Below are 13,082 nucleotides of genomic sequence, written 5' to 3'. Positions count from 1 at the left end.
CGTCAGCCGCAGCGCAGCGCGGTGACCATGTCCTTCTCGTCGAGCGTGATGTTCAACCGGCCCGCGCGGTAATCCATCGTCACCGCCATGCCGGGGCGGATCACCCGGACCGCGCGCGACCCGGTCTTGCGCTGCAAAGTCCGCGACAGCCGGTCGCTGAATTTCTGCCCGATCCAGCCCTGCACCGTTTCGGCATTGCACGACGGCGAGGTATCGACCGGCAGGACGCAGCCGCCGAGCAGCAGCGCGAGGAGGCCCGCGCGGATCACAGCGCCGCCTCCGTCCGGGTCATCTTCAGCCGACCGTCCTGCACCGTGAAGCCCATGCGTCCCTCCACCAGATCGAGCGCGTCGCGCCCGAATTGTTCGAATCTCCAGCCTTTGAGGATCGACAGCCCGTCGCGCGTGCCGGCGGCCAGCGCCTCCAGCTCGTCCGAGCGCGCCAGCAGGCGCGAGGCGACGTTGATGTCGCGTGCGCGGATCTTCAGCAGCAGCTTCAGCAGGTCGGCGACCAGCGCGCCTTCCTTGCCGAGCGCGGGGCCGCGTTCGTCGCGCGCCGGCATCTCGTCGGCGGGCATCGGCCCGGCCCCCTCGATCGCCGCCATAAGCCGTCCGCCGATGTCGTTGCCGGCCCAGGATGCCGAGAGGCCGCGGACCTTCGACAGGTCCGACTGGCGGCGCGGAGGATTGCTGGCGAGGTCGGCAATCGTCTCGTCCTTGGCGATGCGCCCGCGCGGTAGGTTCTTGTTCTGCGCCTCGATCTCGCGCCAGCGCGCGATCGCCTTCAGCCTTCCCAGCACCTCGGCCTTGCGGCTGTTGATGCGGACGCGCTGCCACGCGGTGTCGGGGTCGTTGCGGTAGTTGGCGGGATCGCCCAGCCGCTCCATCTCCTCGTTCAGCCAGTCGCCGCGCGCGGTCTTCTTCAGCCGCTCGAGCATTTTGGGGAAAATCTTGGCGAGGTGGGTGACGTCGGCGATGGCGTAGGTGATCTGACGCTCGTCCAGCGGGCGGCGGCTCCAGTCGGTGAAGCGCGCCCCCTTGTCGACGGTGATCCCCAGATAGCTGTCGACCAGGTTCGAATAGCCGATCTGTTCGCCCTGCCCCAATGCCATCGCCGCGACCTGCGTGTCGAACAGCGGGTGGGGCGTCTTGCCGGTCAGGTTGTAAACGATCTCCAGATCCTGCCCGCCGGCGTGAAAGACCTTCAGCACGTCCTCGTTATTGACCATCAGGTCGAGCAGCGGGGTCAGGTCGATGCCCGGCGCCATCGGGTCGATCGCCGCGGCTTCATCGGCATCGGCGACCTGGATCAGGCACAGTTCGGGCCAGAACGTATTCTCCCGCATGAATTCGGTATCGACCATGATGTAGGGCGATTGCGCGAGGCGGGAGCAGAGGTTCGCGAGGGTTGCGGAGTCCTCGATCAGCGGGTGGATATGCATGGGGCGAGGCCATAGACGCCCCCGCGCGCCTTGACAAAGGGCGTGTTGGAGGGGAGGGCGCGGCCACGATTTTTGACCGTCGCCGTGCGCCTGTGGGTGCCCTGTGCGACCCGCCAGCGAGAAGTACCATGCACGCCTACCGCACCCACACCTGCGCCGCATTGCGCGCCACCGACGTCGGCGCGACCGTCCGCCTGTCGGGCTGGGTCCACCGCAAGCGCGATCACGGCGGCGTGCTGTTCGTCGACCTGCGCGACCATTACGGCATCACCCAGGTCGTCGCCGACGCCGATTCCGCGGCGCTGCCGATTTTGGAGTCCGCCCGCGTCGAATCGGTCATCACCATCGATGGCGTGGTGAAGGCGCGGGCGGCGGGCACCGCCAACGCCAACCTGCCGACTGGCGAGATCGAGGTCTTCGCCCGCTCGGTAACCGTCCAGTCGACAGCGCAGGAGCTGCCGATGCCGGTGGCGGGCGAGGCCGAATATCCCGAGGATATCCGCCTGCGCTACCGCTTCCTCGACTTGCGGCGTGAGAAGCTGCACGCCAACATCATGCTGCGTTCGAACGTCATCAGTTCGATCCGCAAGCGCATGGTCGACCAGGGCTTCACCGAATTCCAGACGCCGATACTGACCGCGTCGAGCCCGGAGGGCGCGCGTGACTATCTGGTGCCGAGCCGCGTCCATCCCGGCAAGTTCTATGCGCTGCCGCAGGCGCCGCAGATGTTCAAGCAGCTGCTGATGGTCGCCGGCTTCGACCGCTATTTCCAGATCGCACCGTGCTTCCGCGACGAGGATGCGCGCGCTGACCGTAGCCCGGGCGAGTTCTACCAGCTCGATTTCGAGATGAGCTACGTCACGCAGGACGACGTGTTCGCCGCGATCGAGCCGGTGCTGCACGGCGTGTTCGAGGAATTCGCCGACTGGCAGGGCAAGGGCCGCACCGTCAGCGCGCTGCCGTTCAAGCGCATCCCCTACCGCGAATCGATGCTGAAATACGGCAGCGACAAGCCCGACCTGCGCAACCCGGTCGTCATCACCGACGTCAGCGACCACTTCCGCGGCTCGGGCTTCGGTCGGTTCGCGTCGATGGTCGAGGGCGGCGACGTCGTCCGCGCGCTGCCCGCGCCGAACACGCAAGAGAAGAGCCGCAAGTTCTTCGACGACATGAACAGCTGGGCGCAGGGTGAGGGCTTCCCCGGCCTCGGCTATGCGACGCAGAAGGACGGCGTGTTCGGCGGGCCGATCGCCAACAACCACGGCCAGGAGGGCATGAAGGCGATCGCCGACGCGCTTGGGCTCGGGCCGAACGACGGCATATTCTTTGCCGCCGGCAAGGAAGCGCAGGCGGCGAAGCTCGCCGGCCTCGCCCGCACGCGCGTCGGCGAGCAGCTGGGGCTGATCGACCAGAACCGCTTCGAATTTTGCTGGATCGTCGATTTCCCGATGTTCGAATATGACGAGGACAACAGGAAGGTCGATTTCAGCCACAACCCGTTCTCGATGCCGCAGGGCGAGATGGAGGCGCTGGAGACCAAGGATCCGCTCGACATCCTCGCCTACCAGTACGACATCGTGTGCAACGGCGTGGAGCTGTCGTCGGGCGCGATCCGGAACCACCGACCCGAGATCATGTACAAGGCGTTCGAGATTGCCGGCTATTCGCAGGCCGAGGTGGACACGAATTTCGCGGGCATGATCAACGCCTTCAAGTTCGGCGCGCCGCCGCATGGCGGGTCGGCGCCGGGCATCGACCGCATCGTCATGCTGCTGGCCGACGAGCCCAACATCCGCGAGGTCATCGTCTTCCCGATGACGCAGAAGGCGGAAGACCTGATGATGGGCGCTCCCAACTTCGCGACGGCGAAGCAGTTGCGCGAGCTCAACATCCGGCTGGTGGATCAGGCGAAGCCGGTCGGCGGAGCAGTGAAGCTGGACTGATTACCGTGCTCCCGCGCAGGCGGGAGCCCAGGGTTTCCCGTCGGTGTCGCTAGTGGCTCTAGACTCCCGACTGCGCGGGAGCACGATGTCTCCTGTATGGCTGGGCCTAGCCACCCGCTGGCGTATACGCTCTGTTTCGCGGCAATGAGGCGAACCGTGCGCGGACAATCGCCTCAGGCGCCCGGCAGCTCCGGCTCGAGCAGCCGGTGCAGGTGCACCAGCACATATTTCATCTCGGCGTCGTCGACGGTCTTCTGCGCGGCCGCGCGCCATGCCTTTTCGGCGCTGGCATAGTCGGGGAAGATGCCGACCACGTCGATCTTCGACAGGTCGGCGAAATCGAGCGTCTGCGGGTCGGTCACGCGACCGCCGAAGACGAGATGCATCTTGCTCATGACAATTGAACTCCCGGGGATTTGGCCGGCGCAATAGCCGGCGGACCCCCGGGGTCAAGGCGATTGGCGGGTGTCAGGCGGCTTTCGTGCCCGACCGCGTCGATTTCGCGGCCTCGACCGCGCTGTCGAACACCATGCGCGCGCTTTCGGCGGCGGCGTCGCGCGACAGCATCGACCCGCTCAGCTGCTGCCTGCCGGTTTCCTTCGCAGCGGCGAAGGCTGCGGTTGCGCCTTCGGCCAGCGTCTTGCCGACGCCCTTCAGCGCCGTCTTCTCCTGCTTTGAGCGCGGCACGAAGGCACCGGCCAGCAACCCGATGACCAGCCCGCCCACGAGCACGCCGACCGGGTTGGATTCCAGGCCCTTCACCGTCGATCGCGCGCGGTCGAAGGCGCCGTCCGCGGCATCCTTCAGCGCGGTGCGCTTGCCCGTCTTGGCCTGAGCGGTGGAATTGGTGGGTTTGGTGGTAGCCATCGTCACTTCCTTGATCGGGGCGCCGCGCGCCCGGTGTTTCCTGTTGAACTCGCGGACGCCCGGCGGGTTGCCTTGGCGGCTGGCGCCGAAAGCCGCGCCAGTATCGGTTTGCGGGCGAGGAACAGCCCGACCAGTCCGGCCACCGCGACCGCGATGCCCGGACGCTTGCGCACCGCGGTCACGCCCTCGCTGGCGATCGCGCCGGCCTTCGTCCTGACGCCGTCCACCGCTTCGCTGGCAAGCGCCTTCGGGCTGAGCCGAGCCCTGGCCTCGACCAGCGAATCGTCGAGTTGCGATTTGGCGGAGGCGACGCGGACCCGGGCCGCCAGCAGCTGGGGATCGACCGTCATTCGAAGCTCCCTAGCGCACGCGCGATGCGCGACCCCGCCATTTTTCCGAGCACGCCGGCAATGACCAGCGTGACGCCGACCACGATCGCCGTCGCCGCAAGCGGACCTGTCGAGGCGGCAAGCGCGAAGATCAGGCCGACCAGCAATGCTCCAAGCGCGGCGAGGCCCAGTACCGCGGCCACGGCGCCGAGGATCAACCCCGCCTTCGCGGCCCTCAGCCGGACGGTGGCCATCGCCTTGTACAGCGCGACCTGCGCCGCGCCGTAGGCCTTCGCATCCTCGGCCACCTGGACGATGACCGCTCCGATTCCGTCGTCGCCAGCCGCGCCGACGACGCGCTTATCGGTGCCGGATTCCATCACCTGTCGCGGTTGGCATCGACGCCCGACCACAGCACGCGCGCGAGCACGAAGCCCACCGCCGCCGCCGCGCCGATCGCCACGCCGGGCGACTTGCGGACGAACTCACGGGCGTCATCGAAGATCGCGTCGACGTCCTTGGCCTCCAGCTTCTTCGAGAAGTCGGAAACCGCGCTCGATGCGCTGCGGGCGTAACCACCAAATTGCACGCCGACCTTGTCGTCGATGGTGCCGGCGGCATCGTCGATGGCCTTGGCCAGTTCGCCCAGCGCACCGGTCGCGCGAGCCTTGCCGTCGTCGGCGAAGGCGCGGATGCGGTCGGTGGCCTGGCCGCCGAGCTTGCCCGCCTCGTCCTTCACCAGCGCACGTGCGCCGCGGGCCTTTTCCGCAGTGGCGTCGAAACGGCTCGCAGGAGCGGCGGGGGCGCTTTCCGGCGTGAATTCCACGTCGAGTGCGGTGCCGTCGTTGAGATTGTCATTGGCCATGATCTGAGCCCTTTCATGATACGCCTGCACAACAAGGCGGGACTGTCGCGGTTCCATCGCCGTTGCCCGCTTTCGCCCGAACGGGTACAGGCCGCGCCGATCCCGTCCCCCTGACAGATAGGAAGGTCGTTTCGTGACCGCAATCATCGACATTCACGCCCGCACCATTCTCGACAGCCGCGGCAACCCGACCGTCGAGGTCGACGTGATGCTGGAGGACGGCAGCTTCGGTCGCGCGGCGGTGCCCTCGGGCGCGTCGACCGGCGCGCACGAGGCGGTCGAGTTGCGCGACGGCGACAAGACGCGCTGGCTGGGCAAGGGCGTCGAGAAAGCGGTCGACGCGGTCAATGGCGAGCTGGCCGAGGCGGTGCTGGGCTTCGATGCCGAGGATCAGGCCGATCTGGACCATGCCATGATCGAGGCGGACGGCACGCCGAACAAGGGTCGGTTGGGCGCCAATGCGATCCTGGGCATCAGCCTGGCGACGGCGAAGGCGGCGGCGGATGCGCGCGGCCTGCCGCTGTATCGCTACGTGGGCGGAGTCGCGGCGCACCTGCTGCCGGTGCCGATGATGAACATCATCAACGGGGGCGAGCATGCCGACAATCCGATCGATTTTCAGGAATTCATGATCGTGCCGGTGGGCGCGGAGAATATCGTCGAGGCGGTGCGCTGCGGCTCGGAAATCTTCCACACGCTGAAGAAGGGCCTGTCGGAGAAAGGGCTGGCGACCGGCGTGGGCGACGAGGGCGGCTTTGCGCCCAATCTGTCGTCGACCACCGACGCGCTCGACTTCATCATGTCGGCGATCGAGAAGGCGGGTTACACGCCGGGCGACGACGTCATGCTGGCGCTCGATTGCGCGGCGACCGAATATTACCGCGACGGCGCGTACCGGATGGTGGGGGAGGGCAAGACGCTCAGCCCGCACGAGAACGCCAAATTCCTCGCCGATCTAACCCGCCGTTACCCGATCTTCTCGATCGAGGACGGCATGGCCGAGGATGATTGGGAGGGGTGGAAGGCGCTGACCGATGCGATCGGCGGCACAGTCCAGTTGGTCGGCGACGACCTGTTTGTGACCAACCCAGAGCGGCTGGGCCGCGGCATCCGCGAGGGCATCGCCAATTCGCTGCTGGTGAAGGTCAACCAGATCGGCACGCTGACCGAGACGCTGGAGGCGGTGTCGCTGGCGCAGCGTTCGTCCTACACCGCGGTCATGTCGCATCGTTCGGGCGAGACCGAGGATGCGACGATCGCCGACCTGGCGGTCGCGACCAACTGTGGACAGATCAAGACCGGAAGCCTCGCGCGCAGCGACCGGCTTGCCAAGTACAACCAGTTGATCCGCATCGAGGAGGAACTGGGCAACGCGGCGCGCTATGCCGGGCGCAGCATCCTCAAAAGCTAAGGCCTTGTCGGCGCGAAATGCTTGATTCGGGGCCGGACTTGGCACATCAGTCCGGCCATGCCCGCCCGTAGCCGCAAGCCCGTGTTCGTGATGCTCCGCAAGGCCGGGTTGCCGGCGGCGGCGGTGATCCTGACCGGGTTCTTCGCCTATTACGCGGTGCTGGGGCCGAACGGCATCCTGTCCTACCGCGACTATCAGCGTCAATTGGCGAAGCGGCAGGCGGAATTCGCTACGCTCGACAAGCAACGCGCGCAGATGAAGAACCGCGTGGCGCTGGTCGATCCAAAGAGCGCCGATCCCGACATGGCCGACGAACTGGTCCGCAAGGAACTGAACGTCGCTCACCCCGACGAGATCATCATCCCCCTGAAGTGACGTAAACGGCAAGCGGAAACCGCCGGTCCGGGCGTTGCAGGACGCGCGAGGATGCGCCTATACGCGCCGTTCCTCCCCCTACGGAAAACGAGGCTTTTCGAACGTGGCCAAAGCACCCGCCGTCAAAACCGTCGCCGAGCCCCCCATTCCGAACCGCGAGCGTCCCGCCGAGCCCAAGCCGTATGAGGCGACCAAGGACGAGCTGCTGCAGTTCTACAAGGACATGCTGCTGATCCGCCGGTTCGAGGAAAAGGCGGGCCAGCTCTACGGCCTCGGCTTCATCGGCGGGTTCTGCCACCTGTATATCGGCCAGGAAGCGGTGGCGGTCGGGCTCCAGTCGGCGCTCGACAACGACAAGGACTCGGTCATCACCGGGTACCGCGACCACGGCCACATGCTCGCCTACGGCATCGACCCGAAGGTTATCATGGCCGAGCTTACGGGGCGCGCCGCCGGCATTTCGAAGGGCAAGGGCGGGTCGATGCACATGTTTTCGACCGAGCATAAATTCTACGGCGGCCACGGCATCGTCGGCGCGCAGGTGTCGCTGGGTGCCGGCCTGGCGTTCAAGCACAAGTACAGCGGCGATGGCGGCGTGACGCTCGCCTATTTCGGCGACGGTGCTGCCAACCAGGGCCAGGTGTACGAAGCGTTCAACATGGCCGAGCTGTGGAAGCTGCCGATCATCTTCGTGATCGAGAATAACCAGTATGCGATGGGCACGTCGGTCAACCGCGCCTCGTCCGAGGACCAGTTGTACCGTCGCGGAGAAAGCTTCCGCATTCCCGGCATCCAGGTCGACGGCATGGACGTGCTGGCGTCGCGCGGTGCGGCTGAAACGGCACTCGAATGGGTGCGTGCGGGGAAGGGGCCGGTCATCCTCGAGATGAAGACCTATCGCTACCGCGGCCATTCGATGTCCGACCCGGCCAAATATCGCAGCCGCGACGAGGTCCAGTCGGTGCGCGACAAGTCCGACCCGATCGATCACGTGAAAAAGCTGCTGGATGCTGAGGGCGTCAAGGAAGACGAGCTGAAGGCGATCGAGGCGGAGATCCGCAAGGTCGTCAACGCATCCGCCGACTTCGCGGAAAGCACCCCCGAACCGGAGCCTGGCGAATTGTACACTGACGTGCTGGTGGAGACGTACTGAGATGGCGATCGACATCAAGATGCCGGCGCTGTCGCCGACGATGGAAGAAGGCACGCTGGCCAAGTGGCTCGTCAAGGAAGGCGACACGGTGAAGTCCGGCGACATCATGGCCGAAATCGAAACCGACAAGGCGACGATGGAGTTCGAGGCTGTCGATGAAGGCACGGTCGGCAAAATCCTGGTCGCCGAGGGCACCGACAATGTGAAGGTCGGCACCGTCATCATGCAGCTGAACGCCGAGGGCGAAGAGGCGTCTGAGGCGCCCGCGACCAAGGACGACACGCCCGCTCCGACGGCGCGGGCCGACGCCAAGAAGGACGACGGCGTCGAGGATTCGGCGCATCCGGCGCAGGAAAAGGTCGAGACCGGCGCCCGCCAGATGTTCGAGGCGGCAAAGCACGACGCCGAGGTTCGCGACCCCGCGGTCCCGGCGGGTACCGAGATGGTCAAGACGACCGTCCGCGAAGCGCTGCGCGATGCGATGGCCGAGGAAATGCGCGCCGACGACCGCATCTTCGTGATGGGCGAGGAAGTCGCGCAATATCAGGGCGCGTACAAGGTGACGCAGGGGCTGCTCGACGAGTTCGGCGAGAAACGCGTCATCGATACCCCGATCACCGAATACGGCTTTGCCGGCATCGGCACCGGCGCGGCGATGGGCGGCCTGCGTCCGATCGTCGAGTTCATGACGTTCAATTTCGCGATGCAGGCGATCGATCACATCATCAATTCGGCGGCCAAGACCAACTATATGTCGGGCGGCCAGATGCGGTGCCCGATCGTGTTCCGCGGGCCCAATGGTGCCGCCAGCCGCGTCGGCGCGCAGCATTCGCAGAACTACGGGCCCTGGTATGCCAGCGTCCCCGGCCTGATCGTGATCGCGCCCTATGACGCGGCGGACGCCAAGGGCCTGCTGAAGGCCGCGATCCGCAGCCAGGATCCGGTCGTGTTCCTCGAAAACGAACTGCTCTATGGACGCAGCTTCGATGTGCCGAAGCTCGACGACTGGGTGCTGCCGATCGGCAAGGCCCGCATCATGCGCGAAGGCAAGGACGTGACGATCGTCAGCTATTCGATCGGCGTCGGCATCAGCCTGGACGCCGCCGACAAGCTGGCCGAGGAAGGCGTGGACGCCGAGGTTATCGACCTGCGCACGCTGCGCCCCCTCGACACCGCGACCGTGCTGAAATCGCTCGCCAAGACCAACCGCATCGTGGTGGTCGAGGAAGGCTGGCCGACGTGCTCGATCGCATCGGAGATCGCCGCGGTGGTGATGGAGCAGGGCTTCGACGACCTCGACGCGCCGCTGCTGCGCGTGACCGACGAGGACGTGCCGCTGCCCTATGCCGCGAACCTGGAGAAGCTGGCGTTGATCACCGCCGACAAGGTCATCGCGGCGGTGAAGAAGGTGACGTACCGCTGAGCCTGCACGCCGTCCCGGCCATCGCCGGGGCGGCGTCAGCAGGTCGATTTCGTCGCGTTTTCGGTGTTGTAGATCTTCGACGTGTCGCGGCGATCGCGAACCATCATCGATGCGAATTCGGTAATGGCGGAGGACGGCGACAGCGACGTCTTCACCAGCGGCTTATAATCGTAGGCGACCTCGACGAACATGACCGCGCCATTGTCGGGTGCGGTGACCTTGCGCCCGGTCGGCCCGATCCCGCTGCTGATGTTCGTCAGCGTGTTGTCGTAGGGCGAATCGTAGGTCTTCGTACCGCGACACCGCTGCCACGCGATCTTGTACAGCTTGGCCACGTTCGGGCTGGTCATCGGCTCCAGGCTGGAGATCATCACCCGCCCGCGCGGATAGAGATCGAGCTCGCCGCCCTGCAGCCCCGCACCGGTCAGCAGGTCGTTGATGTCGGTTTCCGAAATCGTCTTGGCCTGCAACTGGCTGCCGCTGCCGATGCGCGCGGCGTTGTCGGCGATCTGGAGCGCCAGCTGGCTGATCCGCATGCGGGTGATGACGTAGTTGGTCAGCTCCGCTCCGGTCAGGCTCAGCACCAGAAAGATCGGCAGGATGAACGCGAATTCCAGCAGCGCAAGGCCGCCGGTATCCGCGCGCAGGCGCCGGGCGAAGGTGCGCAGGCGGCGCATCACGGGCAGTTCCGCACGACCGCGGCGCCGTAGCTCGCCTGGTCGGCATAAGGCTGGTTCTTCAGGACGGTACTCGCCGAGACGACCGCGGTGTTGCTGCCCCCGACCAGATTATAGACCGGGAACATCCGCGGATAGGTGACGGTGACGGTGTAGAGCGTCGCGTCCTTCGCGCCGCCCTGGCCGTCGTTGCCGCCGTCGGCATCCCACACCGAATTGCGGTTGGCGTCCTCATAGGGTTCGTTCGCGTCGCACACGCCGTTGTCGTTGGTGTCGCTGAACGCCTCCGCCTTGGCCGCCGCGGCGTCGCTGAAGGTGCGGTAGAAGCGCCGGGTGATATCGATGTCGGCATTGTTGTAAAGCGCGGTCACCTGTTTCTTCACGCGCCCGTCGAGCATCGCCTGCTGGCTTGCCGCGGTGCCCGCCTCCAGCGAGGAGTCGCGCGCCGTCTTCTGCACGATGCCCTGCAGCACGCCGCGCGTGTAGAGCGTATGGCTGACGTCGAAGGCGCCGAGCAGCATCAGGCACATGACGGGCGCGACGATCGCGAATTCGACGATGGTCGCCCCGCGGCGGTCGCGCCGCAGCCGGCGGAGTGCCTGCGATAGAGTGAAGGCGGTCATTGCGTGAGCCTCAACATCGAGATCTGGTCGGCGATCGATTTGAACGTTTGCTGCAGCTGCGACGCGCTGGTCGCCTTGAAGTACCGGCCCGAGGTCGCACAGTTCGACAGGCGGGTTTCGGTTTCGGTGGCGAGATCGCCGAAGGCGATGACCCACAGCGTGATGTTCTTATTCTTGATCGCGGCGCACAGCCCCTCGGTCCGCTTGTTGACCTGTTCGACGAGCGTGTACGAATTGCTGGTGCAGCCCCCGGTCGGCACCGCGCTGTCGCTGGTCTGGCGCCGGTCGAACCACGGCATGCCGTAGGCCGCATAGTCCGTGTTGTTCGTGCAGGCGTCACCGTCGGTCATGAAGATGATGTGCCGCTCGATCTCGCCGCCCTGCTTGGTGGTCGCGTTCTCGGAGGCGAAGATGCCGGTCGGCGACGCGAAGCGCGCACCCCAGATCAGGCCGATGTCGTGATAGGTATTCCCAGATGGTTGGAGCGAGTCGACGTAATCGTCGAACTGGTTCGCACTCGGCCATTCCTGCAGCTTGCGGGCCTCGGTCGGGCAATAATAGGGCACGTTGTTGTAATATTCCGCCGTGGTGGTGACCGCGGCGCGGTTCATCTGGTTCCAGTCGGTCTGGACCTGGCGCGCATAGATCAGCTCCTGCAGCGCCGGACCCCAGCGAGTGGTGTCATCGCCCGTGCTCGGCAGCAGATCGATGTTCATGTCCTTCGCCGCCGAGGGGATCGGGTTGTACGACGTCGTCTTCGTCGTCTGCCGCTCCTCGATGCAGCCGTCCCACGTGATCGTGCGGTCGGTGCCGTTGGCGCCGATCGGCCATTTGAAACTGTCGCGCCAGCTGTTGCCGTTCTTCAGCAGGCCGACATTCACCGACAGCTGATCGTAGGTCCAGTTCTGAAAGGCCTGACCGGGCACCTTGTCATAGACCGTCTCGACCCACGGACGCGTGCCGGTGCAGGTGCCACCGTTGGCCGACGTCCATGCGGTGCTCGTCACGGTCTTCGCCAGCGTGGTCTTGACCGTGTTGTTGTTGCTGTAGCTGTCGGTGCTGGAATTATAGCCGCTGGCCGCCGCCTGCTGGGGCGAGCAATAGGATTGCGGCACGTTCGTCGCCGCCGGATAGTCGGTGTTCGTGGTTTTCGGCTGACCGCGCTGGACCCACGTAAAATTGTTCGGGTCGTTGACCATGTTCGCCTTGCGCGTCTGGTACTTCCATGTGTCGGCGAAATAGTCGATCGGCAGCAGCTTTCCGACGTTGACGTTGGTCGAATAGGGCATGAAGCCGAAGCGCACCTGCACCTGGTTGCCGACGCCGCCGCTGGGCGTGCCGGTCGTGCAGTTGGCGTCGGTGTCGTTGCGCGCCACGATTTCGTAGAAGCATTTGACCGAGGTCTTGAGCGCATCCATCTTCGACACGGTGTCGCCGGGCTGCTGCTGCGCCATCGACCCCGTCGTATCGAGCACAAACATGATGTCGGTGTTGGGCAGCCGCATTTCGGTCGCGCAGGTCACCGCGATCGTCTCGGTCGTCTTGCCGAAGATGCGCATCAGCGTCATCGGGATCTTGGCCGACACGGTGCCGGTCACGCGGCCCGCGGATTCGGTGAACACGCGGCTGAGGTCGCTCGATCCGAACGAGCCCGACTCGAAATTGCCGTCGAAGAACTGTTCGGCCTGCGAATTCGCGTAGTTGTTGTTGTAGGCCCAGGTGCCGCCGCCCATCGTCCGGCGCCCGGCGAGCGAGCCGGCGTCACAGGCGTGTTGCAGTCGCGTCTTCAGGATGTACATGCGGCTGACGTCGATGCCGCCGCCCACCATCCCCGCCAGCGGTATGAGCGCCGCCGCCATGATCATCAGGGCATTGCCGCGCACGTCGCGCGCCAGCCGGGACAGCAGCCCGCCAGCGCGATTGCCCTTTGATTTCGACCCCCACATCACGATGCGTCGCCCGATTCCTGCCCCAT

At 65.8% G+C, this 13,082-nt stretch carries 15 protein-coding genes; 5 read left to right on the top strand and 10 right to left on the bottom strand.

The genetic code is table 11. The features are described from left to right. Positions 1–2: 2 nt before the first annotated feature. Both M9980_RS06430 and rnd read right to left on the bottom strand, forming a co-directional pair. Positions 3–269, bottom strand: a complete 267-nt coding sequence (locus M9980_RS06430; protein WP_250754549.1) for an I78 family peptidase inhibitor — start codon at positions 267–269, stop codon at positions 3–5. Beyond that, positions 266–1,441, bottom strand: a complete 1,176-nt coding sequence (gene rnd, locus M9980_RS06425; protein WP_250754547.1) for a ribonuclease D — start codon at positions 1,439–1,441, stop codon at positions 266–268. Before rnd ends, M9980_RS06430 begins: the two co-directional genes overlap by 4 nt. 128 nt (positions 1,442–1,569) lie before the next feature. Between rnd and aspS the strand changes: the two genes are divergently transcribed. Continuing rightward, the gene (gene aspS / locus M9980_RS06420) at positions 1,570–3,384 is read left to right on the top strand and encodes an aspartate--tRNA ligase (RefSeq protein WP_250754545.1); all 1,815 of its coding nucleotides are present in this window, start codon (positions 1,570–1,572) and stop codon (positions 3,382–3,384) included. A 173-nt stretch (positions 3,385–3,557) separates the two neighbouring features. On the opposite strand, the gene M9980_RS06415 is transcribed toward aspS, so the two are convergent. The 5 genes from M9980_RS06415 to M9980_RS06395 form a co-directional block, all read right to left on the bottom strand. After that, on the bottom strand, positions 3,558–3,779 hold the full coding sequence (locus M9980_RS06415) for a DUF4170 domain-containing protein (protein WP_250754543.1): 222 nt from the start codon (positions 3,777–3,779) through the stop codon (positions 3,558–3,560). A gap of 73 nt (positions 3,780–3,852) precedes the next feature. Beyond that, a complete protein-coding gene (locus M9980_RS06410) occupies positions 3,853–4,251 on the bottom strand; it encodes a hypothetical protein (protein ID WP_250754541.1) in 399 nt (132 codons plus the stop codon). Positions 4,252–4,253: 2 nt separating this feature from the next. Further along, on the bottom strand, positions 4,254–4,601 hold the full coding sequence (locus M9980_RS06405) for a hypothetical protein (protein ID WP_250754540.1): 348 nt from the start codon (positions 4,599–4,601) through the stop codon (positions 4,254–4,256). Beyond that, the gene (locus M9980_RS06400) at positions 4,598–4,960 is read right to left on the bottom strand and encodes a phage holin family protein (RefSeq protein ID WP_250754539.1); all 363 of its coding nucleotides are present in this window, start codon (positions 4,958–4,960) and stop codon (positions 4,598–4,600) included. Before M9980_RS06400 ends, M9980_RS06405 begins: the two co-directional genes overlap by 4 nt. Next, the gene (locus tag M9980_RS06395; RefSeq protein ID WP_250754538.1) at positions 4,960–5,598 is read right to left on the bottom strand and encodes a hypothetical protein; all 639 of its coding nucleotides are present in this window, start codon (positions 5,596–5,598) and stop codon (positions 4,960–4,962) included. Before M9980_RS06395 ends, M9980_RS06400 begins: the two co-directional genes overlap by 1 nt. On the opposite strand from M9980_RS06395, the gene eno reads away from it, so the two are divergent. The 4 genes from eno to M9980_RS06375 all read left to right on the top strand — a co-directional run bounded on the left by eno (position 5,579) and on the right by M9980_RS06375 (position 9,807). Then, positions 5,579–6,856 carry a phosphopyruvate hydratase gene (gene eno, locus M9980_RS06390; RefSeq protein WP_250754537.1) on the top strand — a complete coding sequence of 426 codons (1,278 nt, stop codon included), beginning with the start codon at positions 5,579–5,581 and terminating at the stop codon, positions 6,854–6,856. The genes M9980_RS06395 and eno overlap by 20 nt on opposite strands. 57 nt (positions 6,857–6,913) lie before the next feature. After that, the gene (locus M9980_RS06385; RefSeq protein ID WP_250754536.1) at positions 6,914–7,231 is read left to right on the top strand and encodes an FtsB family cell division protein; all 318 of its coding nucleotides are present in this window, start codon (positions 6,914–6,916) and stop codon (positions 7,229–7,231) included. 103 nt (positions 7,232–7,334) lie between these two features. Next, positions 7,335–8,384 (top strand): pyruvate dehydrogenase (acetyl-transferring) E1 component subunit alpha, encoded by a 1,050-nt coding sequence (pdhA, locus tag M9980_RS06380; protein ID WP_250754535.1) that lies wholly within the window; start codon positions 7,335–7,337, stop codon positions 8,382–8,384. Position 8,385: 1 nt separating this feature from the next. Beyond that, positions 8,386–9,807 carry a pyruvate dehydrogenase complex E1 component subunit beta gene (locus tag M9980_RS06375; protein ID WP_250754534.1) on the top strand — a complete coding sequence of 474 codons (1,422 nt, stop codon included), beginning with the start codon at positions 8,386–8,388 and terminating at the stop codon, positions 9,805–9,807. Positions 9,808–9,842: 35 nt separating this feature from the next. Here the strand turns inward: M9980_RS06375 and M9980_RS06370 are convergent, their stop codons facing one another. Genes M9980_RS06370 through M9980_RS06360 form a run of 3 tightly spaced genes read right to left on the bottom strand, consistent with a single transcriptional unit; the run spans position 9,843 to position 13,053 of the window. Further along, positions 9,843–10,484, bottom strand: a complete 642-nt coding sequence (locus tag M9980_RS06370) for a TadE/TadG family type IV pilus assembly protein (protein ID WP_422921395.1) — start codon at positions 10,482–10,484, stop codon at positions 9,843–9,845. After that, positions 10,484–11,107: a TadE family protein gene (locus M9980_RS06365; protein WP_250754530.1), complete on the bottom strand. Its 624-nt coding sequence runs from the start codon at positions 11,105–11,107 to the stop codon at positions 10,484–10,486. Before M9980_RS06365 ends, M9980_RS06370 begins: the two co-directional genes overlap by 1 nt. Further along, the gene (locus tag M9980_RS06360) at positions 11,104–13,053 is read right to left on the bottom strand and encodes a pilus assembly protein (protein WP_250754802.1); all 1,950 of its coding nucleotides are present in this window, start codon (positions 13,051–13,053) and stop codon (positions 11,104–11,106) included. Before M9980_RS06360 ends, M9980_RS06365 begins: the two co-directional genes overlap by 4 nt. Positions 13,054–13,082: the final 29 nt, after the last annotated feature.

The organism is Sphingomonas donggukensis (assembly GCF_023674425.1).
GTDB classification, from domain to species: domain Bacteria; phylum Pseudomonadota; class Alphaproteobacteria; order Sphingomonadales; family Sphingomonadaceae; genus Sphingomonas; species Sphingomonas donggukensis.
This window is presented reverse-complemented; position numbering and strand designations above follow the sequence as displayed.